We start from the raw sequence: 20461 nt of genomic DNA, 5'->3' as shown, positions 1-20461 counted from the left end.
GCAGGATCTGCCCGATCCGCGCGCATATCAGCGCGAGGAGTGCAGAGATGACGACCAAGCATGACAAAGCGATGGTGGGCGAAGCACCGGCGAAGCAGGATGCTCCGCCTGCCGTCATGGCGCTCGCGCTGGCGCCGGCCGAACTGTCCGGGGAGATGCAGGCCTATTTCGCCAAATGCGAGGAGAAGCTCGGCTATGTGCCGAACGTGCTGCTGGCCTACGCGCATGACGATGCCAAGCTCACGGCCTTCGCCACCCTCTACAACGACCTGATGCTGGCGCCCTCCGGCCTGTCGAAGCTGGAGCGCGAGATGATCGCCGTCGCCGTCTCGAGCGTGAACCGCTGCTATTACTGCCTCACCGCGCATGGACAGGCGGTGCGGCAGCTGTCCGGGGACCCCGTGCTCGGCGAGATGCTGGTGATGAACTATCGCGCCGCGCAACTCTCGCCGCGGCACCGCGCCATGCTCGATTTCGCGGTGAAGCTGACCGAGACGCCGCACCGGATCGAGGAGGAGGATCGCGAAGCCCTGCGCAAGGTGGGGTTCGGCGAGCGCGACATCTGGGACATCGGCGCGGTCGCGGCCTTCTTCAACATGTCGAACCGGCTCGCCTCGGCGGTCGATATGCGGCCCAATGCCGAGTACCACGGGGCGTCCCGGTAGCCGCCAAAGAAAACGGCCGGCGGAGACCGCCAGCCGTGAGTTAGCCTGGACTGGTTGGCCCGGCCCGCCGCAGCGCCGGAGGGGCTGGGGGGCTGACGTGTCCGGAGCCGGACAGGCCGGGCCGTCTAGGCAACGAATCGGAGTTGAACGCCGCAACGGGGCGGTCGCTTGGCGCAAGCGCGGCGAAATCGTGGCAATTGGACCGCCGCCGGCCGAGCGGTAGGAAGGTGGCCGGGCCGTCTTGCCAGCGGCGGGAGCCAGGCGCATCATTCCTTGCCGGATAAGGGGCCCGGGGGCGCCGCGCCGGCGAATTCCGACCATTCCAGGCGGAACGGCCGGATGGGAGGCGCGCCGGCCAACATCGGACAGGAGGCGCCATGAGCGAAAGCGAAACTCCGCCAGCGCAGCGAGCGGGCGCGGTCGTCGCCTTCCCCGCTGCCGCCGCGCCCTCTTCCGTCACCTTCGACCGGCGTGAGCTGAACGAGCTGTTCAATCTCTATGGCCGCATGGTCGCGGCCGGCGAGTGGCGGGACTACGCCATCGATTTCCTGCGCGACAAGGCACAGTTCTCGGTCTTCCGGCGGGCGGCCGAGGTGCCGCTCTACCGGATCGTCAAGGATCCGTCGCTGGCGCGGCGCCAGGGCGCCTATTCGGTGGTGACGGCGACCGGGCTGGTGCTGAAGCGCGGCGCCGAGCTCGGCCGCGTGCTGCGCGTGCTCGACAAGCGGCTGAGCGTGGTGAGCTGAGCCGCCCAGCGGGACTCTGCCCAAAGCAAAGCCCCGGCCGCAGGCCGGGGCTTCGTGTCTTCAGGCTGTCGGCCCGGTCACTCCTGGCGATTGCCGAAGAGCGAGAGCAGCAGCTGGAACATGTTGACGAAGTCGAGGTAGAGCGACAGCGCGCCGTTCACCGAGAGCTTCGCGGCGCTCTCCGCGTCGAGGCCCGAATACAGGTACATCTCCTTCAGGCGCTGCGTGTCCCAGGCGGTCAGGCCGGCGAAGATCAGGACGCCGATCACCGAGACCGCGAAGCCGAGCGCGCTCGAGGCGAGGAAGATGTTGACGACCGACGCCAGGATCAAACCGATCAGGCCCATGATCAGGAAGGAGCCCAGGCCCGAGAGCGACTTCTTCGTGGTGTAGCCGTAGAGGCTGAGGCCGCCGAAGGTCGCCGCGGTGATGAAGAACACCCGCGCGATCGATTCGCTGGTGAAGACGACGAAGATCGACGACAGCGAGACGCCCATCACCGCCGCGAAGGCGAAGAACATGGCGCGCGCCGAAGACGAGCTCATCTGCTCGGCCCGGAACGAGAAGAAGAAGATGAAGGCGAGCGGCGCCAGCATCACCACCCATTTCAGCGGGCTGAGATACAGCGCCTGGCCGAGCGGCGTCAGCGCGGTGACCTTGCCCGTGGGCGAGTAGCCGGCGATCGCCAGCATGGAGATGCCGATGGCGAACAGGCCGGTGATGGCCAGGCCGATCGTCATGTTGTTGTAGACGCCGAGCATGAACGAGCGCAGGCCCTGGTCCAGCTCGACGGCGCTGGTCTGCTGTGCGCGGCCGGCACCCCAGACCTGAGCGTTGCGGTCGAAATCGCTCATGGAGAGAATTCCCCTTGAAACTATGCCTGGCCGGCAGCGCGCATCGCGCCGCCCGCCGTCGCGCACCATCGTCGCGACAGCGTGAAATATGAGGTGGATCGCGCGGCCTTACAAGGGGTCAGCATGGTTAGCGCTGCCGCCGGCATAGAAATTCGCCGGACAGTGGATGCAACATTACCAACTGTCCATGTTTATGATGCGCTGCGACGACTCAGAACTCATAAATTCCTCAGATGAGAAGCGGGCGCTTTCGACAGTATTTGTAGCGTCCCGATCAACCCGAACACGACGGTGACCACGACCGCCGCAGTCGCAACGACAATAGCGCCCGTCGGATCGGGAACGAAATCTATCTTCATCACTTGCGTGACGACACCCCAGCCCGCCGCGGCACCTGCCAGAAGTCCGAACAGGGCCGAAACGACGCCGATGCCTGCGTATTCGAGGATGTACGACGAAAGTATGAAGCGCCGGGTCGCGCCGAGGGTCTTCAGGATCATCGCGTCATAGAGCCGCGCCCTCTGGCCGGCAGCGAGCGCGCCGGCCAGAACCAGCAGGCTCGCGGCGATGGCGAGGCTGGAGGCGCCGCGAATCGCGCCGGCGAGCTGGCCGACGATGCCGTTGACCGCGTCCAGCGCGTCCTTGACCCGGACCGCGGTCACCGCCGGGAAGGCGATGGCGAGCTGGCGCATCAGGGCGGCGTCGCCGGTCGCGGGCGTGGCGCCGGCGTCGGTCACGGTGGCGAGATTGGTGTGAGGTGCGCCTGCGAAGGTGTTGGGCGAGAACACCATGACGAAGTTGATGCCGAGCGAGCGCCATTCGATGTCGCGGAAATTGGCGATGCGCGCGGTGATGGTGCGGCCGAGCACGTTGACGCTGAGACGGTCGCCGAGCTTGAGCCCGAGACCCTCGATCGCGCGGGCGTCGAAGGAGACCAGGGGCTCGCCGCGATAGTTCTCCGGCCACCATTCGCCGGAGGCGAGCCGGGAACCCTCCGGCATGGTCCGGGCGTAGGTGATGCCGCGGTCGCCTTCGAGCACCCAGGCCATCTGCTCGCTCGCCTTGACCTGCTCGGCCGGCACGCCGTTCAGGCTGACGATGCGCCCGCGCATCATCGGCACGCGCTCGACATGTGCGCCCGGGCGCCGTTCGGCGAGGAAGCCGTCGAAGGCGGCGGCCTGGGCGTTGGGAATGTCGAGGAAGAAGAAGCTCGGCGCCTTCTGCGGCAGCGACTGGGTCAATTGCCGCCTGAGGCTGACGTCGATGAAGGCGAGAGTCGAGAGCAGAGCGACGCCGAGCCCGAGCGAGAGCACCAGCGAAGGCGTCAGGGCGCCGGGCCGGTAGCTGTTGGCGAGCGCCATGCGCAGCGCCGGCCGGCGCGGGCGTCCGGCGCGGCGCGCCAGCGCCATCACCCCCCAGGCGACGAGGCGGAGCAGCAGGAAGACGCCGGTGGCGGCGGCGATGTAGATCAGCGCGATGCGGCGGTCGTAGGCGAAGACGAGCGCGACGCCGACCAGGCCGGCGAGCGCGGCGAGGAAAAGCGCGAGATAGATCCAGCGCGGCCGGCGCCGGTCGGGCTCGACCTGATCGCGGAACAGGGCCGAGACCGGCACGTCATGGGCGCGGCCGAGCGGAAGAATGGCGAAGACCAGTGCCGTCAGCAGGCCGTAAAGGGCGGCGATGGCGAGCTCGGCCGGGGCGAGCGTCGGCTCGAAGGGCAGCGGCAGGATGTCGGCCAGCGCATAGCCCAGCGCGAAGGGCGCCGCCGCGCCGAGCGCGAGTCCGATCGCGATGCCGAAGCCGGCGACGAGCATCACCTCGGCGAGGTGGATGGCGACGACGCGGCCGCCGGTCGCGCCGATCGCCTTGAGCGTGGCGAAATCGAGCCGCTTGGCCTCGACGAAGCGGCGGACCGCATTGGCGACGCCGACGCCGCCGACCAGGAGAGCCGTCAGTCCGACCAGGGTCAGGAACTGGGTGAAGCGCTCGATATTGCGCTGGAAGTTCGGAGCGGCATTGGCGCGCGACCGGATCTCCCAGCCGGCATCGGGCTGCTCGCGCGCGGCATCGGCCAGCAGGCGGTCGAGGGCGGCGTCGGAATTGTCGCCGGCCGGCAGGATGACGCGGGCGGTCCAGCGCACCAGACTGCCCGGCTGGAGCAGGCCCGAAGCGCGCAGCGCTTCCTGCGAGACGATCAGGCGGGGGCCGAAGCCGACGCCGGCCGCGATCTTGTCCGGCTCGGAGACCAGGCTGGCACGCAGCTGGATGCGCGCCGAGCCGATCAGCACGGTGTCGCCGGGCTTGAGGTCGAGCCGGCCGAACAGGACGGGGTCGGCGATGCCGCCATAGGTGCCGTCGCGCGGCGCGAGCAGATCGGCGCTCGGGGTCGCCGGATCGGTGCGCAATTCGCCGATGCTCGGATAGGCGCCGTCGACCGCCTTGAGCTCGACCAGGGCCGCGCCCTTCTCGCCCGCATTGGCCATGCTGCGCAGGGTCGCGATGGTCGAGACGCGGCCATGGCGGGCGAGGAAGGCGTGCTCGCCGGCGGTCGGCTCGCGATGAATCAGGCTGAAGGCGGCATCGCCGCCGAGGATGCGCCGGCCTTCGCGGCCGAGGCCTTCGCTGAGGCCGCGCGAGGCCGAGGAGACGGCGGCGATCGCCATGACGCCGAGCGCGAGGCAGGCGATGAAGACGCCGAAGCCGCGCAGGCCGCCGCGCAGGTCGCGCCAGGCGAGGCGCAGGGCCAGCTTCAGGCCGGCGGAGCGGCGCGCCGGAGCGGAGGAAGGAGCCGGCGACGGTCTGACGGGGGCGTGCATCAGATCGCCAGCGCCTCGGTGCCGGCTTCGGTCTCGATGCGGCCGGCGCGCAGACGTACGGTGCGGTCGCAACTCGCCGCGAGCGACAGATCATGGGTGACGAGCACGAGCGTCGCGCCGCGCTCGCGCCGGAGCGCGAAGATCAGGTCGACGATGGAGCGGCCGGTACTCTCGTCGAGATTGCCGGTCGGCTCGTCGGCGACGAGGATCGCCGGATCGGGCGCGACGGCGCGGGCGATGGCGACGCGCTGCTGCTCGCCGCCGGAAAGCTGGGCCGGGTAGTGGTCCATGCGTTCGCCGAGGCCGACATTGCGCAATTCGGCCGCGGCGCGCTCGAAGGCGTCCTCCATGCCCGCCAGCTCCAGCGGCAATGCGACGTTCTCGCGCGCCGTCATGGTCGGCACGAGATGGAAGGACTGGAAGACGATGCCGATATGGCGGCCGCGGAAGACGGCGAGCGCATCCTCGCCGAGCACGCTGAGATCCTGGCCCGCGACCTTCACAAGCCCGGAATCGGGCCGCTCCAGCCCGGCCATGGTCATCAGCAGGGTCGACTTTCCGGATCCGGACGGGCCGACCAGGCCGGTGGCCTGTCCTTGCGGGATCGCCAGCGAGACGCCTTTCAGGATATGGACGCGGGCGGCGCCGCGCCCCAGACTGAGGTCGACATCGCTGAGTTCGATCGCCGGGGTTGCCTCGCTCGCCGCCATGTTTCCGCTTTCATCCCATCCGATGCCGCCGCTTCGACTTCCGCTCCGAGCCGAAGGGATCAGAACCGCCATGCGTCGCGCCGCCACCCGATATGGGCGCTTGCCTCCGCGAATCCAGCCGTCGCCGCGGATTTGGGCGATGCTGCTGCTCGTCCTGGCCAGCCTGGGTTCCCTTGCCATGAACAGTTCGAGCTTCGCCCAGACCGGGACCGTCAAGCTGGTCGCGCTCGGCGACAGCCTGACGGCCGGCTACAACCTTCCCGGCAGCGCCGCCTTCCCGTCGGTTCTCGAGACGATGCTGCGCGCCAAGGGAATTTCCGTTGAGATCGTCAATGCCGGCGTCTCCGGGGACACTTCGCAAGGCGGGCTCGAACGGCTCGACTGGTCGGTGCCCGACGGAACCGACGGCGTCATCCTCGAGCTCGGCGCCAACGACGCCTTGCGGGGCGTCGACCCGGCGCTGACGGAAAAGTCGCTCGACGCGATCGTGACCAGGCTGAAAGCGCGCGGCATCCCGGTCCTGCTCGCCGGAATCTATGCGCCGCGCAGCAACGGCCCCGATTACGTCGCGCGTTTCGATGCGATCTATCCCAGGCTCGCCGAGACGCACGGGCTGATCCTCTATCCCTTCTTTCTGGACGGGATCGCCGGGGACCGGGTATTGAACCAGCCCGACATGCTGCATCCGACGGCTGAAGGCGTGCGCGTCATCGCGCAGCGCATCCTGCCGACGGTGGAGCGGTTCCTCGCCTCCCTGCGCCCGCGCTCCTGAGCAAGGGCGCGTCCCGTCGCCATCTTGTCGTGCGCGGCGCGCCACCGGCGCCCGCCATCGGAGCCTTTCGTCATGGAATATCGCCGTCTCGGCCGCACCGACCTCCAGGTCTCGGCGATCTGCCTGGGCACGATGACCTGGGGCCAGCAGAACACGGAAGCCGAGGGCCATGAGCAGATGGACTATGCGCTCGACCAGGGCGTGACCTTCTTCGACACGGCCGAGCTCTATTCGATCCCGCCCAAGCCGGAGACGCAGGGCTCGACCGAGCGGATCATCGGGAGCTGGTTCAAGGCGCGCGGCAATCGCGACAAGGTGATCCTCGCCTCCAAGGTGATCGGCCGCTCGGCCAATGACTGGTTCCGCGACGACAAGGGCCCGACCCGCGTCAACCGCAGGCAGATCGAGGAGGCCGTCGACAAGAGCCTGAAGCGGCTGCAGACCGACTATATCGACCTCTACCAGATCCATTTCCCCGACCGGCCGATGGCGTGGGGCTCGAACCCGACGCGCTTCAACCAGGCGGCGTTCACCCAGGCCGAGGACGAGACGCCGATCGCAGAGCAGCTCGACGCCTTCGCCGCGATGGTCAAGGCCGGCAAGATCCGCCATCTCGGCCTGTCGAACGAAAGCGCCTGGGGCACGATGAGCTTTCTCGCCGAGGCGAAAGGGACCGACCGGCCGCGCGTGCAGTCGATCCAGAACGCCTACAACCTGCTGAACCGGACCTTCGAGACGGCGCTGGCCGAGATCGCGATGCGCGAGCAGGTCGGGCTCCTGGCCTATTCGCCGCTCGCCCAGGGCTATCTCTCCGGCAAGTACCTCGACGGCGCGCGTCCGGCGGGGGCGCGCACGACGCTGTTCGACCGCGGTCAGCGCTACCAGACCCCGGGTGCGGAGGAGGCGATCAAGGCCTACATCGCGCTCGCCCGCGAGGCCGGGCTCGATCCCGTCCAGATGGCGCTGGCCTTCGTGACCTCGCGCTGCTTCGTCACCTCCAACATCATCGGGGCGACCAGCATGGCGCAGCTCAGGACGGCGATCGGCTCGGCCGCGGTCGGGATTCCGCCCGAGCTCGAGGCGCGGATCGACGCGATCCACCAGCGGTTCGGCAATCCCTGCCCGTGACCGCTCCGTCGTGTTCCGGTCTCCGCCCGAGCATGACGGCGGCCAGGCCGGCTTGTGAACCGCGGCGCATGGTGCGAGGTTGCCGTCTCGCCAGAGTCACAAATGCCAGGCACTGATTCGCCATGCCCCGGCTGTTCACCGCCCTGGAGATTCCCGCCGAGGTCGCCTCGAGCCTGACGCTGCATCGCGGCGGATTGGTCGGAGCCCGCTGGATCGAACCCGCCGATTATCACGTCACGCTGCGCTTCCTCGGCGATGTCGACCGGCGCACGGCCCATGACGTCGACAGCGTGCTCCACGATGTCGGCGGCGAGCCGCTGACGATCACGCTCGACCAGCTCGGCAGCTTCGGCGGCGACCGGCCGCGCGCGGTGTTCGCGCGGGTCCAGCCCTCGCAGAAGCTCAACGACTTGCAGGCCGAGCTGGAGCGCCTGATGCGGCGGCTCGGCTTGCCGCCGGAATCGCGCAAGTTCACGCCGCATGTGACGCTGGCGCGCCTGCGCGACGCCTCGCCGGCCGACGTCGCGCATTATCTCGCCCTGCATCCGATCGTCAGGCCGATCAGCTTCACGGCACGGCGCTTCGCGCTGATGTCGTCGCGCGATTCGATCGGTGGCGGGCCCTATGTGCTCGAGGCGGCCTATCCGCTCGGCCTGTCCTATCCGAATCGGCCGGGCGGCGCGATTTCGCAGCGCAGGTGACGGAGGAGGGACGAGATGGGACATGACCGGCCGAAGCGCCTCAGCCCGGAAGCGCGCCAGGAGGCGTTGTCGATCCTGACGGGCTGGACGCTGGTCGACGGCCGGGAGGCGATGAGCAAGCGCTTCGTCTTCCATGACTTCAACGAGGCGTTCGGCTGGATGAGCCGGGTGGCGCTGCTCGCGGAGAAGCTCGATCATCATCCGGAATGGTCGAACGTCTACAAGACCGTCGAGGTGACGCTGTCGACGCATGATGCGGGCGGGCTGACCGAGCTCGATGTCAGGCTGGCGCGCGCCATGGACGCGATGGCGAACTAGGCTAGGCCGGGCCTGCAAAGCGCCGGACCCAGCCGGGCGGCAGGCGCTTGGCGACCGCCTTCAGCGTCGGGCGAAGATGCGGCAGCGCGAAGTCACAGGCGAGCTGGCCACGCCAGCTCAGCGGCACCGTGAAGTCGTGCACCGGCACGGCCCCGTCGGCGTGCTCGCGCTTGGAAGCGTCGGACGGCGCCAGAAGATCGAAGACCGTGCTGCCGCGCGCCCTTGCGCTGGCGAAGGCATGATGGAGGAGGACGCGGCCGACGCCTTCGCGCTCGAAGCCCGCGCTGCAGGCGGCGACATGGCGGAAGCTGCGGCCGTTGCAGTCGAAGGACAGGTCGATCCCGATCGGCGAGCCGTTGCAGCCGACGACGGAGATGCGCAGGCCGGTCTCGCTGCTCCGGTCGGCGGCGAGCGCCGCGAGGAAGCGGCCGAAGCGCTGATCAGACACCACTGCGGGGACGGTGCCGTTCTGGCCGAGCGATGCGCACCTCATCGCGATGGCCTGCTCGGCCAGGGCGCGTGCCTCCGGCCCCGGCGCGACGGAGGAAAAGGTGATGTCGCCGCGCGCGGCGAGCCGGCGCAGGCGGCGGCGATAGCCGGACCGGTCGCGGGCGGAGTAGGCGACGCTCGGCCCGTCGGGCGCGACACGCAGCGCCAGATCGGCGAAGGGCGCCTCCTGTCGCCGCACCGGAGCCGCGAGCGCGAGCAGGCCGCAGTGGCCGAGCGCCGCATCGGCACGGACCAGACGCAGATCGACCAGATCGACACCGCGCCGACGCAGAGCGCCCCAGCCGCGCTCGAGCCAGCGCTCGCGCCGCGGCCCGTCCTCGACGAGGACATCGCCGTATTGCGCGACCGGCGCACCCATCAGGCGCACCACCTCGAGGCCGAGGCGGCGCCGCCGTTCCAGAGGCCACAGCATGACCAGGCGCCCGGCCTCGCGCCCGACGACGAGGCAGATCCGATCGCCATGGGTGAGATAATGGTCGCACCAATGCCGGAGGAAGGCATGGCGCTGGAAGAGCTGGTGCGGCTGCCCGGCACGGGCGAAGAGGGCGTCCCATTCCGGTTTCAGCGCCAGGAAGGCGTCGCGGCCGGTCAGGATCTCGACCGAAGAGCCTCGATCCGCCCGGCTTTCAGGCGCGGACCATCCCTCCGGATTCCGGTGCATCGGCCTGGCGAGCATGCTCAATCCCGAAGGTGGAAACGGCCGACGCTGCCCGGCCGCGCGGCGGGCGCCTCGCCGGCTCCCGGAGCGGCGACGATGTCGGCGCGCGCTTGCGCCAAGGTCAGGAGCGCAGCGCGCGCCTCCGGCAGTCCTGTTGCCTCGTCCAGCATGATGGTCCCCGCAGCGTCTGCAACCGGGGATAGCAGGCGCGTCTTAGAGAATGGTTGACGAGGCCTTGTCGCGGGTGACGACCGCGTTAGGGTTTAGGAAAGCTTATCGGCTGCGCGCCAGCCGCAGGCCGCCAGGGCGGCGTGCATCCGAATCGGCGGCGGAGCCGTGATTTCGAGCGGCTCACGCTTCGGATTGAGCGGAATCGAGACGATTGCGGCGTGCAGATGCAGCCCCGGGCCGGCGTCGCGGGGCGCATCGCCATAGATCTCGTCGCCGCGGATCGGTCCGAAGGTGGCGGCGCAGTGCACACGCAACTGGTGCGTGCGTCCGGTCAACGGCTCGAGCGCGAGCCAGGCGATCGGCGCACCGTCGAACCGGCCGCGTCCGAGGACACGGTAGCGCGTCCGGGAGGGCAGGCCGGCAGGATCGGCCTTCATCCACCAGCCGCGCTCGGGCGAGCGCCGCGCCAGGGGCAGATCGATCAGGCCGGCGTCGTCGCCGGGCTCGCCCTCGACGATCGCCCAATAGGTCTTGCCGATCCGGCCGTCGCGGAAGAGCTGGTTGAGCTGTGCCGTGGCGCGCGGATGGCGGCCGAGCACCAGGCAACCCGACGTGTCCTTGTCCAGCCGGTGCGCCGCCTCCGGACGGCGCGGCAGGCCGAAGCGGAGGGCGTCGAGATAATCGGTCAGCACCGGCATGCTGCGGCCTTTCGCCGCCGGGCCGCGATGCACGGGAAGTCCGGCCGGCTTGTCGATGACCAGCATCATCGCGTCGCGGTGCAGCAGCGCGAAGGGCAGATCGTCCTGCGAAAGGGCTGGTCGCTCGGGCGTCGTCATGGCATTGCGCTAAATAAGACTTCAACGCGACGCAACCCGAAGCTCGCCGCTCGCAGCGGCAGGACGAGCGATGAGCGAGACCGAACCGAAGAAACGCGGCTTCTTCTCGAAGCTGTTCGGACTGGACCAGCCCGAGACGCGGCCTGCGGAACCGGCACCCGCTCCCTTGTCCGCTCCCTTGCCCGAGCCGCCGTCCGAGGCCGTGGCCGAGCCGGCGGACGTCGTGCCCGCGGCCGAGCCGGAGGCGCCGCTGGCGCCCGAGATCCTGCTCGGCGAAGACGCGCCCCTGCCGATCGCTTCCGCGGTACCGGCGCCGGAACCGGTGCAGCCCAGGCGCAGCTGGTGGCGCCGGCTGCGCGACGGCCTGTCGCGCACCTCGTCGGCGCTGACGACCGGCATCGGCGACCTGTTCACCAAGCGCAAGCTCGATGCCGCGACGCTGGAGGACCTGGAGGACATCCTGATCCAGGCCGATCTCGGCCTCGCGACCTCGGCGCGGATCGCCAGAGCGGTGGGCGAGGGGCGCTACGACAAGCAGATCGAACCGGAGGAGGTGAAGGCGATCCTGGCGCGCGAGGTCGAGGCGATCCTGACGCCGGTCGCGACGCCGCTTGCGATCGACGCCACCAGGAAGCCGTTCGTGATCCTGATGGTCGGGGTCAACGGCTCGGGCAAGACGACGACGATCGGCAAGCTCGCGGCGAAGCTCCGGGCCGAGGGCAAATCGGTGATGCTGGCGGCGGGCGACACTTTCCGTGCCGCCGCGATCGAACAGCTCAAGGTCTGGGGCGAGCGCACCGGCGCGGAAGTCGTCTCCGGCCAGCAGGGCGCGGATTCGGCGGGACTCGCCTTTGAGGCGTTGCAGCGCGCCAAGGCCCACGGCACCGACGTGCTGCTGATCGACACGGCCGGACGGCTGCAGAACAAGACAGGGCTGATGGACGAGCTGGCCAAGGTGGTGCGGGTGATCCGCAAGCTGGATGCGGAGGCTCCGCATGCGGCCCTGCTCGTCCTCGACGCGACGGTCGGCCAGAACGCGATCAGCCAGGTCGAGGCCTTCCGCGAGACCGCCGGGGTCAGCGGCCTGGTGATGACCAAGCTCGACGGCACGGCGCGGGGCGGCATCCTGGTCGCGCTCGCGGCGCAGTTCGGCCTGCCCGTGCATTTCATCGGCGTCGGCGAGAGCGTCGACGATCTGGAGCCGTTCTCGGCCCGGGATTTCGCCCGCGCCGTGGCAGGATTGGGAGAAGCGGCATGAGCCGGACGGCGGCGAGCACGACGGAAGCGAAGCCGATCAATCCGCTCGTCAAGCTGGCGCTCGAATTCGGGCCGCTGGCGGTGTTCTTCTTCGCCAACTCCTATGGCGACCGCTGGTTCGGCATCGCCGAGGACCGGCGTATCTTCGTCGCCACCGGCATCTTCATCGCGGCCTCGCTGATCGCGCTGGTGCTCTCGAAGATCGTGATGAACCACCTGCCGCGCATGGCGATCGTCAATGCCGTGGTGGTGACCGTCTTCGGCGGGCTGACGCTGGCGCTCGACGATGCCTTCTTCATCAAGGTCAAGCCGACGATCGTGAACACGCTGTTCGGCTGCGTGCTGCTCGGCGGCCTGCTGTTCGGCCGCTCGCTGCTGGCGCTCGTGCTCGACAGCGTGCTGCAGCTCGACCGCGTGGGCTGGCGCAAGCTGACCCTGCGCTGGGGGGTGTTCTTCTTCGTCCTCGCCGCGCTGAACGAGCTGGTCTGGCGCACGCAGAGCCAGGATTTCTGGGTCGCCTTCAAGGTCTGGGGCGTGATGCCGCTGACCATGATCTTCGCGCTCGCGCAGACGCCGCTGATCCTCAAGCACGAGCTCAAGCGCGAGGAGGCGGAGTAAAGCTTCCGCATTGTCATTCCGGGTCCTCGCTATGCGGCGCCCCGGAATGACAGACGAGGAGCGGCCCTATTTCGGCGCGAGCCGAATCGCGCCGTCAAGGCGGATCGCGGTGCCGTTCAGCATGTCGTTCTCGACGATGCTCCTGACCAGCGCCGCATATTCCGCCGGCCGGCCGAGGCGCGAGGGATGGGGCACGGAGACGGCCAGCGAGGCGCGCGCCTCGTCGGGCAGGCCGGCGAACATCGGGGTCTCGAACAGGCCGGGCATGATCGTGACGATGCGGATGCCGACGCCGGCGAGATCGCGCGCGACCGGGAGCGTCAGGCCAACGACACCCGCCTTGGAGGCGGCGTAGGCAGCCTGACCGATCTGGCCGTCCTCGGCGGCGACGGACGCGGTGCAGACGAAGACGCCGCGGCCGCCATCCTCGGTGACCGGAGCGACCGCGGCGAGCGCGACCGCGGATTTGGCGATCAGGCGGAAGGTGCCGGTCAGGTTGATCGCGACCGCCTTCTCGAAGGTGGCGAGGTCATGGGCGACGAGCTCGCCGGTGTCGCGCTTCTTCGAGACGACGCGGCGGCCGGGCGCGATGCCGGCGCAGTTGACGAGGATGCGGGCGACCCCATGGGCGGCACGCGCCTTCTCGAGGGCGGCGTCGACCGACTGCTCGCTGGTGACGTCGCAGGCGCAGAACAGCCCGCCGATCTCCCTGGCGACGGCTTCGCCGCGCTCGGCGTTCAGATCGAACAGCGCGACCTTGACGCCATGGCCGGCGAGCATGCGCGCCGTACCCTCGCCGAGGCCGGAGGCGCCGCCGGTGACAATGGCGGCGATGGACGAGTCGAGCTTCATGGCGTTCCCCGGGCTTCTTGACGATTCCGGAACGGCTTTAGAGGCGTGCAGCGTCGCCTCCAAGGGGGTTCGGCGTGCAATTCTGAGTCGATCCCTTGTGCAGCCCTGCATGCGGGGCCACATTTTCGCGTCGACGGTGTGCCAGGCATGGTGCCGGTGCCGAGGGAGAGGATGGATGAGCGACAGCTTCGGCTTCGGACAGCGCTTCACCGCGGAGGAGATGGCGGCGATCCGCAAGAGCCTGCGCGACGAGGAGCGCTTCGGGTCCGAGTTCCTCGGCCGGCTGAAGCGGGTGGCGAAGCGCATTCCCTTCGCGGAAGACCTCCTCGCCGCCTGGATCTGCGCGCGCGATCCGGCGACGCCGCGGCGCGTCAAGCTGACGCTGCTCGCCGCGCTCGGCTATTTCGTGCTGCCGCTCGACGCGCTGCCCGACGTAATGCCGCTGCTCGGCTTCACCGACGATGCCGCCGTGATCGCGGCGGCGCTCGCCGCCGTCGCCGGCTCGATCACGCCGCAGCATCGCGACAAGGCCAGGGCGATGCTGACCGATCTCTGATCGGTCCAATGGTGGAGTTCAGGGAACCAGCACGACCTTGCCCTGGGCCTTGCGGCCAGCGATCAGCGCGAGCGCCTCGGCGGCCCGTTCCAGCGGAAAGGCGGCGTGGACATGGGCGCGGATCCGGCCCGCGGCCGCCCAGGCGAGCAGGCGTTCCATATTGGCGCGGTGGCCAGCCGGATCGCGCCTGACGAAATCGCCCCAGAACACGCCGCGCAGGTCGCAGCCCTTGAGCAGCAGGAGATTGAGCGGAATCCTCGGGATCTCGCCGCCGGCGAAGCCGACGACGAGGTAGCGGCCGCCCCAGCCCATCGAGCGCAGCGCCGGCTCCGCGAGCGCGCCGCCGACCGTGTCGTAGAGCGCATCGAGCCCGTCGGGAGCGAGACGCCGCAGGCCGGCTCGAAGGTCGTCGGCCGCGTAGTCCAGCGCCTCCTGAGCGCCATGCGCGCGGGCGAGCGCGAGCTTCTCCGGCGAGGAGGCGCAGGCGATCACCCGCGCGCCGAGCAGGGCGCCGATCTCGACCGCGGCGAGCCCCGCCCCGCCGGCGGCGCCGAGAATGGCGAGCGTCTCGCCCGGCCCGACGCCGCCGCGCTGGATCAGCCCGTGCATCGCCGTGCCATAGGTGACGAAGAGGCCGGCGGCCTGGCGATCGTCGAGCCTGTCGGGAATTCGGATGGCCGCCTCGGACGGGACGACGACGATCTCGCGCGCCGCGCCATGGCCGAGCCAGGCGGCGACGCGCTCGCCGACGCGCCAGCCCGTGACGCCCTGGCCGAGGGCGCAGACGACACCGGCGCATTCGGCCGAGGGCGAGAAGGGCAGGGGCGGCTTGACCTGATAACGCCCCTCGATGACCAGCGTGTCGAAGAAGTTGAGCGCTGCGGCCGTGACGCGAATCGCGATCTCGCCGGGGCCGGGCTCCGGTTCGGGCAGGTCGCGGATCACCAGCGTCTCCGCCGGTCCGAGGGCCTCGCACAACAGCGCCTTCATCGATCCTCCATTCCGTCCGGCCGATTCCTTCGCCTCCGTCCAAGGCTGGCACAGGCGGAAGCCGAACGGAACCGGGCCGGGTCTGCCCTAAACTATTGAAGGAGAAGGCGTCGCCTGCCCGCGCGCGCAAGAGCGAGCATTCGCATTTTCGCCAGGATCGTGACATTCTATCCGGCGCGCTGCGTCTTCCGGATCGCCGATCCCGCGCATTCTCCATTCGGCGTTAAGGTTTTTGTCGGTTACTGGCGATCCATGATTCGCATCTCGGCTCTCTCTTCCGCCCGCCGCTCGCTCCAGGCCGCAGCCCTGCTCGGCCTGGCGGCCCTGACCTTTGCGGCCGCGCCCGTGCAGGCGCAGCGCGCCACCGGCAACAAGCCGCAGCCGGCGAAGACGGCCGCCGTCGGCGGCCAGGGCCAGGCGCTGCTGCTCGAAACGGCCGGCAAATGGCAGGCCTTCTCCTCGCAACAGGGCCGCTCGAAGATCTGCTACGCCTTGTCCAAGGCCGAAAGCCGCTCCCCCGCCAACCTCAAGGACGTGGAGGGCCTGCTGTTCATCTCCAGCCGCCCCGGCGAGGGCGTGCGCAACGAGATCAGCCTGGTGATGAATTTCGACCTCAAGGAGGATGTCGAGCATCAGGCGATCATCGGAGCTGAGCGCTTCGCGCTGGTCGCCAAGGGCCAGAATGTCTGGCTGAAGAATCCGGCCGAGGAAGGCCGCATGCTCGATGCGCTGCGCAAGGGCTCGGGGCTCGAGATCAAGGGCACGTCGAAGCGCGGCAATCCGACCAGCGACAAATACTCGCTCGCCGGCATCTCGCAGATCGTCAAGCGGGCCGAGGAGGCCTGCAAATAGGCCGGCAAGCGGGCTGATTTCGCGATTGGCCGCCCTCGTGCTATGAGGCGGCCAATTCCGGGCGGAATGCGCCCGCTGCGAGCCGAGTTCCGATGAATCCGTCTGTTGCCCAAGCCGCCGCTCCGGCGGCCGAACCCGTTGCGCGGCGGCCCTCGCTGGTCGGGCGCACGCGCCCCGGCCTCGGCGAGGCGCTGGCCGAGATCGGCGTTCCGGAGAAGGAGCGGCGCATGCGCGTCGGCCAGCTCTGGAACTGGATCTACCATTACGGCGTCCGCGACTTCCAGGAGATGACGACGATCGGCAAGGGCCTGCGCGCCCAGCTCGCCGAGCGCTTCTCGCTCGACCTGCCGGAGGTCACCGCCGAGCAGGTCTCCAGCGACGGCACCCGCAAATGGCTGCTGCGCATGCCGCCTGCCGGCCCGCGCGACCGCGGCGCCGAGATCGAATGCGTCTACATCCCCGAGGTCGACCGCGGCACGCTCTGCGTCTCCAGCCAGGTCGGCTGCACGCTGACCTGCACCTTCTGCCATACCGGCACGCAGCGTCTCGTCCGCAACCTCACCACCGAGGAGATCGTCGCGCAGCTGATGGTGGCGCGCGAGCGGCTCGGCGATTTCCCGAACCGGACCCCGCCGGAAGGCGCCTTTGTGCCTGGTGATGGCGGCCGCTTCGTCTCGAACATCGTCTTCATGGGCATGGGCGAGCCGCTGTACAATTTCGACGGGGTGCGCGATGCGATCGCGGTGATCTCCGACGATCAGGGCCTGTCGCTCGGCCGGCGGCGCATCACCGTCTCGACCTCGGGCGTGGTGCCGCAGATCGGCCCGCTCGGCGACGAGATGGGCACGATGCTGGCGATTTCGCTGCATGCGGTGCGCGACGATCTGCGCAACGAGCTGGTGCCGCTCAACAGGAAATACCCGATCAAGGACCTGCTCGAGGCCTGCCGGACCTATCCGGGGTTATCGAACGCAAAGCGCATCACGTTCGAATACGTGATGCTGAAGGGCGTCAACGACAGCGATGCCGAGGCGCGCGAGCTGGTGCGCCTGCTCAAAGGCATCCCGGCCAAGATCAACCTGATCCCGTTCAATCCCTGGCCCGGCACGCGCTATGAATGCTCGGACTGGGAGCGGATCGAGCGCTTCTCCGAGATCGTGTTCAAGGCCGGCTATGCCTCGCCGGTGCGCACGCCGCGCGGGCGCGACATTCTCGCCGCCTGCGGCCAGCTGAAGAGCGAGACCGAGAAACTCTCCGCCCGCGCCCGGCTGATGCTGGAGCAGGGCGAAGCCGAAACCGCGGCGGCCGCGCACTGACATGCTGCGCTGGCTGTTGCTGATCCCGTTCGCGCTGCTCTTCGCGGTCGGCGCAGGCCTGGTCGCGCTTTTGGTCGCGGGTGTCGCCTCGCCCGATCTCGGCCTGCTGGTGGGCGGCGGTTTCGAGAGGCTGATGTCGACCCTGTTCGATCAGGCCGAGCGCGGCTTCGATCCCGGGCCGACGGCGGAGGCGGCCTTCGCGCTGCTCGGCCGGCTCGGCTTCGCCATCCTGGTGCTGCCGGTGGTGCTGGTGGCGGTCGCGTCCGAGCTCTTCCGCCTGCGCAGCGGCCTGATCCAGAGCGGTCTCACCGGGCTGCTGGCGGCGCTGCTGCCGCTCGCCGTGCTGGGCATGACGAGGGCGCCGAACGCGGCCGAGATGCAGGTGGTGGCGGCGCTCTTCCTGGTCGGCGCCGCGACCGGCTTCGTCTACTGGCTGATCGCCGGCCGCGGGGCAGGCGGGGAGCCGAAGGCGCCCGGGCAGGGCTGAACGCCGGCGCCGGCCGCCGCAGCGTCTCTGACCTAACGTCATTGACCGTCATGCCGATCCGGCTACAGTCGCGACATGCTGGAATCTCGGCTGAGCCAATCGCTGCCGGGACGTTTCCCGCGCTTCGGCAGGTGTCGCAATGCTCGCCGTCCTCCATCGTGCTTCGCTGATCGCCGCGTTCCTGCTGCCATGGGGCGGAACCGCCCTGGCCCAGCCGGCCCGGCAGCCGGTCGCGCTGGTGCTGATACCGGGCGCCGGCGGCATCCATCCCCGGGACTTCCTGGTGATGAGCCAGCCGATCTTCCGCACGGCCGGGCTGGAGACCGACATCACGACCAGCGCCTCGCAGGCCTCGTCGCTGGTCTCGGATTTCAAAAGCAAGGGTTATCGCGTCACGCTGGTCGGCATGAGCCTGGGCGCCGTCACCGCGGCGCAGGCGATCGCCGGCGGCGCGCGGCCGGACGCCGTCGTCTTCGCCGCCGGCGGGCTGCTGCCGCCCGGTACGCCGAACGGATCGGTCGTCGAGACGCTCGGCAATCCCGCGAGCCTGCCGCGGACGCTGATTCTGCATCATCGCGACGACGAATGCCATCTGACGCCGCCGCAGGCCGTGCCCGATTTCGTGCGCTGGTCGCGCGGCAAGGCCCGCACCGCCTGGATCAGCGGGGGCGGCGGCCCCGGCCAGCCCTGCCGGCCGAACAGTCCCCACACCTTCACCGGCCGCACCGAGGCGGCCGCGGCCGCGATCGTCAACTTCGCCAGGGGGCGCTGATCCGGCTCAATCCCCGATCGCCACGCCCTCGCGCCGGCCATCGGCGCCGCCGAGATAGCCTTCCGGCGTCTTGACGATCGCCTGGATGCCCGAGGTCATCTCGAGCAACCGGACCTCGTGGCCCCTGGCCTCCAGCGCGGCCTTCCAGCCTTCCGCCTCGCTGCCCTTCTCCAGCTCGGTCGGGCCGTTGCGGCTGCCGAAATTGGCGAGGTCGACGGCGCGCTGCGGGTCCAGCTTCCAGTCGAGCAGCGCGACCAGCGTCTTGGCGACATAGCCGATGATCTGGCTGCCGCCGGGCGAGCCGGTGACGGCGTAGAGCCGGCCGAAAGCGTCGAAGACGATGGTCGGCGCCATCGAGGAGCGCGGTCGCTTGCCGGGCTCGACCCGGTTGGCGACCGGCTTGCCATCCTCCGACGGCGCGAAGGAGAAATCGGTCAATTCGTTGTTGAGCAGGAAGCCGCCCTTGGTCATCAGGCGCGAGCCGAACCCATCCTCGATGGTCGTCGTCATCGAGACGGCGTTGCCGGCGGCATCGACGACCGAGATGTGACTGGTGCCGTTCTCGATACCATCCGACGGCGCGAGCAGCAGCGCGCGCTTGTTCGGCGGGCTGCCGGCGCTGGCCTTGCCCATCGCCCTGTCCGGGCTGACCAGCCTCGCCCGCTCGCGAATATAGTCCTCGTCGATCAGCCCGGCGGCCGGGACGCTGACGAAGGCCGGATCGCCGAGATAGAGCGCCCGGTCGGCGAAGGCGAGCTTGCCGGCCTCGGCGACCCAGTGCGCCGCCTCGGCGCCGGGGCCGAGGCGAGCCATGTCCCTCGTCGCGAGGACGCCGAGGATCTGCTGCACGGCGATGGCGCCCGAGCTCGGCGGGCCCATGCCGCAGAGCGTATAGGCGCGGTAGCGGCCGCAGAGCGGCGCGCGCTCCTCGACCTTGTAGGCGGCGAGGTCGTCGAGCGTCATGTCGCCGGGATTGTTCTTGTGGCCGGTGACGGTCGCGACGATGTCCTGCGCGATCTCGCCCTCGTAGAAGGCGCCGGCGCCGCGCTGGGCGATGGCGCGCAAGGTCGCGGCGAAGGCCGGGTTCCTGAGGGTCGTGCCGGCCGCCCTGGGCTTGCCGTCGGCCTCGTAGAAATAGAGGGAGGCACGCGCGTCCCGGCTGAGGTTCTTCTCGAGGGCGAGCAGGCCGGCGAGGCGCGGCGAGATCGCGAAGCCCTCTTCCGCCAGCTTGATCGCGGGGGCGAAGAGCTCGGCCCAGGGCAGCTTGCCCCAGCGCTTATGGGCCTCTTCCAGCAGCCGGACCGTGCCGGGCACGCCGACCGAGCGGCCGCCGACGACGGCATCGACGAATTTCATCGGCTTGCCGTCGGCGCCGAGGAAGCGCTCGGGCGTCGCGGCCTTCGGGGCGGTCTCGCGGCCGTCGAGCGTGGCGAGCGTCCGGCCGGCCTCGTCCCAGTGCAGCAGGAAAGCGCCGCCGCCGATGCCGGAGCTCTGCGGCTCGACCAGGTTGAGCACGAGCTGGATGGCGATCGCGGCGTCGGCGGCGCTGCCGCCGGCGCGCAGGATCTCGCGGCCGGCGGCGGCGGCGAGCGGGTTGGCGGCGGCGGCCATGTAGCGCTGCGCCGTGCCGAGCGTCTTGGCGGTGCGCCCGGTGGCGGCTTCCGGCGCGGGCGCCATGGTCTGGGCGGGGGCGGCGGTTACCGCGGCGAGCCAAAGCCCGAGAACAAGTATCCTGCGGGCGCGGAAAGCGGGCACCTTGAGCGGCATGGTCCTCTCCTCATCGTCGGCGGCGCAGACTAGCGCGCTTGCCGGCTGGGACGCCATGCTCGTGGCGTTGGTTTGATCTGCCTCGCGGCACGGCTATGGTCGAACCCTG

The 20461-nt window shown here is 69.7% G+C and carries 21 protein-coding genes; 13 read left to right on the top strand and 8 right to left on the bottom strand.

Annotated elements, in window-relative coordinates; translation table 11 throughout:
• The first annotated feature begins 71 nt into the window (after window positions 1–71).
• Both CS1GBM4_RS16720 and CS1GBM4_RS16715 read left to right on the top strand, forming a co-directional pair.
• Window positions 72–665: a peroxidase-related enzyme gene (locus tag CS1GBM4_RS16720; RefSeq protein WP_186419888.1), complete on the top strand. Its 594-nt coding sequence runs from the start codon at window positions 72–74 to the stop codon at window positions 663–665.
• A 377-nt stretch (window positions 666–1042) separates the two neighbouring features.
• On the top strand, window positions 1043–1411 hold the full coding sequence (locus CS1GBM4_RS16715) for a DUF2794 domain-containing protein (RefSeq protein WP_186419877.1): 369 nt from the start codon (window positions 1043–1045) through the stop codon (window positions 1409–1411).
• A gap of 77 nt (window positions 1412–1488) precedes the next feature.
• On the opposite strand, the gene CS1GBM4_RS16710 is transcribed toward CS1GBM4_RS16715, so the two are convergent.
• From CS1GBM4_RS16710 to CS1GBM4_RS16700, 3 genes are all read right to left on the bottom strand, one after another.
• The gene (locus CS1GBM4_RS16710; protein ID WP_186419876.1) at window positions 1489–2265 is read right to left on the bottom strand and encodes a Bax inhibitor-1/YccA family protein; all 777 of its coding nucleotides are present in this window, start codon (window positions 2263–2265) and stop codon (window positions 1489–1491) included.
• 218 nt (window positions 2266–2483) lie between these two features.
• On the bottom strand, window positions 2484–5081 hold the full coding sequence (locus tag CS1GBM4_RS16705) for an FtsX-like permease family protein (protein WP_186419875.1): 2598 nt from the start codon (window positions 5079–5081) through the stop codon (window positions 2484–2486).
• Entirely contained in the window at window positions 5081–5791 is a 711-nt protein-coding gene (locus CS1GBM4_RS16700) for an ABC transporter ATP-binding protein (protein ID WP_186419874.1), read from the bottom strand. The genes CS1GBM4_RS16705 and CS1GBM4_RS16700 overlap by 1 nt, the downstream gene beginning before the upstream one ends.
• A 178-nt stretch (window positions 5792–5969) precedes the next feature.
• On the opposite strand from CS1GBM4_RS16700, the gene CS1GBM4_RS16695 reads away from it, so the two are divergent.
• From CS1GBM4_RS16695 to CS1GBM4_RS16680, 4 genes are all read left to right on the top strand, one after another.
• Entirely contained in the window at window positions 5970–6563 is a 594-nt protein-coding gene (locus CS1GBM4_RS16695; RefSeq protein WP_244607267.1) for an arylesterase, read from the top strand.
• A 72-nt stretch (window positions 6564–6635) separates the two neighbouring features.
• On the top strand, window positions 6636–7691 hold the full coding sequence (locus CS1GBM4_RS16690; RefSeq protein ID WP_186419872.1) for an aldo/keto reductase: 1056 nt from the start codon (window positions 6636–6638) through the stop codon (window positions 7689–7691).
• Window positions 7692–7813: 122 nt separating this feature from the next.
• Entirely contained in the window at window positions 7814–8392 is a 579-nt protein-coding gene (gene thpR / locus CS1GBM4_RS16685; RefSeq protein WP_186419871.1) for an RNA 2',3'-cyclic phosphodiesterase, read from the top strand.
• A 15-nt stretch (window positions 8393–8407) separates the two neighbouring features.
• A complete protein-coding gene (locus CS1GBM4_RS16680) occupies window positions 8408–8710 on the top strand; it encodes a 4a-hydroxytetrahydrobiopterin dehydratase (RefSeq protein ID WP_186419870.1) in 303 nt (100 codons plus the stop codon).
• A gap of 1 nt (window position 8711) precedes the next feature.
• On the opposite strand, the gene CS1GBM4_RS16675 is transcribed toward CS1GBM4_RS16680, so the two are convergent.
• Both CS1GBM4_RS16675 and CS1GBM4_RS16670 read right to left on the bottom strand, forming a co-directional pair.
• Window positions 8712–9896, bottom strand: a complete 1185-nt coding sequence (locus CS1GBM4_RS16675; RefSeq protein ID WP_186419869.1) for a GNAT family N-acetyltransferase — start codon at window positions 9894–9896, stop codon at window positions 8712–8714.
• Between the two features lie 245 nt (window positions 9897–10141).
• Window positions 10142–10885 (bottom strand): RNA pseudouridine synthase, encoded by a 744-nt coding sequence (locus CS1GBM4_RS16670; protein WP_186419868.1) that lies wholly within the window; start codon window positions 10883–10885, stop codon window positions 10142–10144.
• A gap of 70 nt (window positions 10886–10955) precedes the next feature.
• Between CS1GBM4_RS16670 and ftsY the strand changes: the two genes are divergently transcribed.
• On the top strand, window positions 10956–12143 hold the full coding sequence (gene ftsY, locus CS1GBM4_RS16665) for a signal recognition particle-docking protein FtsY (RefSeq protein WP_186419867.1): 1188 nt from the start codon (window positions 10956–10958) through the stop codon (window positions 12141–12143).
• Complete coding sequence (locus CS1GBM4_RS16660) at window positions 12140–12760, top strand: septation protein A (RefSeq protein ID WP_186419866.1); 621 nt, start codon at window positions 12140–12142, stop codon at window positions 12758–12760. Before ftsY ends, CS1GBM4_RS16660 begins: the two co-directional genes overlap by 4 nt.
• 66 nt (window positions 12761–12826) lie before the next feature.
• Here CS1GBM4_RS16660 and CS1GBM4_RS16655 read toward each other — a convergent pair whose 3' ends face one another.
• Entirely contained in the window at window positions 12827–13612 is a 786-nt protein-coding gene (locus CS1GBM4_RS16655) for an SDR family NAD(P)-dependent oxidoreductase (RefSeq protein WP_186419865.1), read from the bottom strand.
• A gap of 175 nt (window positions 13613–13787) precedes the next feature.
• On the opposite strand from CS1GBM4_RS16655, the gene CS1GBM4_RS16650 reads away from it, so the two are divergent.
• Window positions 13788–14168 carry a YkvA family protein gene (locus tag CS1GBM4_RS16650; RefSeq protein WP_186419864.1) on the top strand — a complete coding sequence of 127 codons (381 nt, stop codon included), beginning with the start codon at window positions 13788–13790 and terminating at the stop codon, window positions 14166–14168.
• Between the two features lie 18 nt (window positions 14169–14186).
• Here the strand turns inward: CS1GBM4_RS16650 and CS1GBM4_RS16645 are convergent, their stop codons facing one another.
• Window positions 14187–15158, bottom strand: coding sequence for an NADPH:quinone oxidoreductase family protein (locus CS1GBM4_RS16645; RefSeq protein WP_186419863.1), 972 nt, complete (start codon window positions 15156–15158; stop codon window positions 14187–14189).
• 252 nt (window positions 15159–15410) lie between these two features.
• Here CS1GBM4_RS16645 and CS1GBM4_RS16640 point away from each other — a divergent pair, with 252 nt between their 5' ends.
• The 4 genes from CS1GBM4_RS16640 to CS1GBM4_RS16625 all read left to right on the top strand — a co-directional run bounded on the left by CS1GBM4_RS16640 (window position 15411) and on the right by CS1GBM4_RS16625 (window position 18585).
• Window positions 15411–16010 (top strand): hypothetical protein, encoded by a 600-nt coding sequence (locus CS1GBM4_RS16640; protein ID WP_186419862.1) that lies wholly within the window; start codon window positions 15411–15413, stop codon window positions 16008–16010.
• A 92-nt stretch (window positions 16011–16102) separates the two neighbouring features.
• Window positions 16103–17326 (top strand): 23S rRNA (adenine(2503)-C(2))-methyltransferase RlmN, encoded by a 1224-nt coding sequence (gene rlmN / locus CS1GBM4_RS16635; RefSeq protein ID WP_186419861.1) that lies wholly within the window; start codon window positions 16103–16105, stop codon window positions 17324–17326.
• A gap of 1 nt (window position 17327) precedes the next feature.
• The gene (locus tag CS1GBM4_RS16630; RefSeq protein WP_186419860.1) at window positions 17328–17813 is read left to right on the top strand and encodes a hypothetical protein; all 486 of its coding nucleotides are present in this window, start codon (window positions 17328–17330) and stop codon (window positions 17811–17813) included.
• Between the two features lie 139 nt (window positions 17814–17952).
• Window positions 17953–18585: a hypothetical protein gene (locus CS1GBM4_RS16625; protein WP_186419859.1), complete on the top strand. Its 633-nt coding sequence runs from the start codon at window positions 17953–17955 to the stop codon at window positions 18583–18585.
• 6 nt (window positions 18586–18591) lie between these two features.
• On the opposite strand, the gene ggt is transcribed toward CS1GBM4_RS16625, so the two are convergent.
• The gene (gene ggt / locus CS1GBM4_RS16620; protein ID WP_186419858.1) at window positions 18592–20352 is read right to left on the bottom strand and encodes a gamma-glutamyltransferase; all 1761 of its coding nucleotides are present in this window, start codon (window positions 20350–20352) and stop codon (window positions 18592–18594) included.
• Window positions 20353–20461 lie beyond the last annotated feature (109 nt).

The organism is Allobosea sp. CS1GBMeth4 (assembly GCF_900185715.1).
Classification (GTDB): domain Bacteria; phylum Pseudomonadota; class Alphaproteobacteria; order Rhizobiales; family Beijerinckiaceae; genus Allobosea.
This window is presented reverse-complemented; position numbering and strand designations above follow the sequence as displayed.

Excerpts from the sequence above, each read along its gene's own strand:
- CS1GBM4_RS16720 (WP_186419888.1), top strand. The coding sequence starts at position 72 with ATGGTGGGCGAAGCACCGGCGAAGCAGGATGCTCCGCCTGCCGTCATG.
- CS1GBM4_RS16715 (WP_186419877.1), top strand. The coding sequence starts at position 1,043 with ATGAGCGAAAGCGAAACTCCGCCAGCGCAGCGAGCGGGCGCGGTCGTC.
- CS1GBM4_RS16710 (WP_186419876.1), bottom strand. The coding sequence starts at position 2,265 with ATGAGCGATTTCGACCGCAACGCTCAGGTCTGGGGTGCCGGCCGCGCA.
- CS1GBM4_RS16705 (WP_186419875.1), bottom strand. The coding sequence starts at position 5,081 with ATGCACGCCCCCGTCAGACCGTCGCCGGCTCCTTCCTCCGCTCCGGCG.
- CS1GBM4_RS16700 (WP_186419874.1), bottom strand. The coding sequence starts at position 5,791 with ATGGCGGCGAGCGAGGCAACCCCGGCGATCGAACTCAGCGATGTCGAC.
- CS1GBM4_RS16695 (WP_244607267.1), top strand. The coding sequence starts at position 5,970 with ATGAACAGTTCGAGCTTCGCCCAGACCGGGACCGTCAAGCTGGTCGCG.
- CS1GBM4_RS16690 (WP_186419872.1), top strand. The coding sequence starts at position 6,636 with ATGGAATATCGCCGTCTCGGCCGCACCGACCTCCAGGTCTCGGCGATC.
- thpR (WP_186419871.1), top strand. The coding sequence starts at position 7,814 with ATGCCCCGGCTGTTCACCGCCCTGGAGATTCCCGCCGAGGTCGCCTCG.
- CS1GBM4_RS16680 (WP_186419870.1), top strand. The coding sequence starts at position 8,408 with ATGGGACATGACCGGCCGAAGCGCCTCAGCCCGGAAGCGCGCCAGGAG.
- CS1GBM4_RS16675 (WP_186419869.1), bottom strand. The coding sequence starts at position 9,896 with ATGCTCGCCAGGCCGATGCACCGGAATCCGGAGGGATGGTCCGCGCCT.
- CS1GBM4_RS16670 (WP_186419868.1), bottom strand. The coding sequence starts at position 10,885 with ATGACGACGCCCGAGCGACCAGCCCTTTCGCAGGACGATCTGCCCTTC.
- ftsY (WP_186419867.1), top strand. The coding sequence starts at position 10,956 with ATGAGCGAGACCGAACCGAAGAAACGCGGCTTCTTCTCGAAGCTGTTC.
- CS1GBM4_RS16660 (WP_186419866.1), top strand. The coding sequence starts at position 12,140 with ATGAGCCGGACGGCGGCGAGCACGACGGAAGCGAAGCCGATCAATCCG.
- CS1GBM4_RS16655 (WP_186419865.1), bottom strand. The coding sequence starts at position 13,612 with ATGAAGCTCGACTCGTCCATCGCCGCCATTGTCACCGGCGGCGCCTCC.
- CS1GBM4_RS16650 (WP_186419864.1), top strand. The coding sequence starts at position 13,788 with ATGAGCGACAGCTTCGGCTTCGGACAGCGCTTCACCGCGGAGGAGATG.
- CS1GBM4_RS16645 (WP_186419863.1), bottom strand. The coding sequence starts at position 15,158 with ATGAAGGCGCTGTTGTGCGAGGCCCTCGGACCGGCGGAGACGCTGGTG.
- CS1GBM4_RS16640 (WP_186419862.1), top strand. The coding sequence starts at position 15,411 with ATGATTCGCATCTCGGCTCTCTCTTCCGCCCGCCGCTCGCTCCAGGCC.
- rlmN (WP_186419861.1), top strand. The coding sequence starts at position 16,103 with ATGAATCCGTCTGTTGCCCAAGCCGCCGCTCCGGCGGCCGAACCCGTT.
- CS1GBM4_RS16630 (WP_186419860.1), top strand. The coding sequence starts at position 17,328 with ATGCTGCGCTGGCTGTTGCTGATCCCGTTCGCGCTGCTCTTCGCGGTC.
- CS1GBM4_RS16625 (WP_186419859.1), top strand. The coding sequence starts at position 17,953 with ATGCTCGCCGTCCTCCATCGTGCTTCGCTGATCGCCGCGTTCCTGCTG.
- ggt (WP_186419858.1), bottom strand. The coding sequence starts at position 20,352 with ATGCCGCTCAAGGTGCCCGCTTTCCGCGCCCGCAGGATACTTGTTCTC.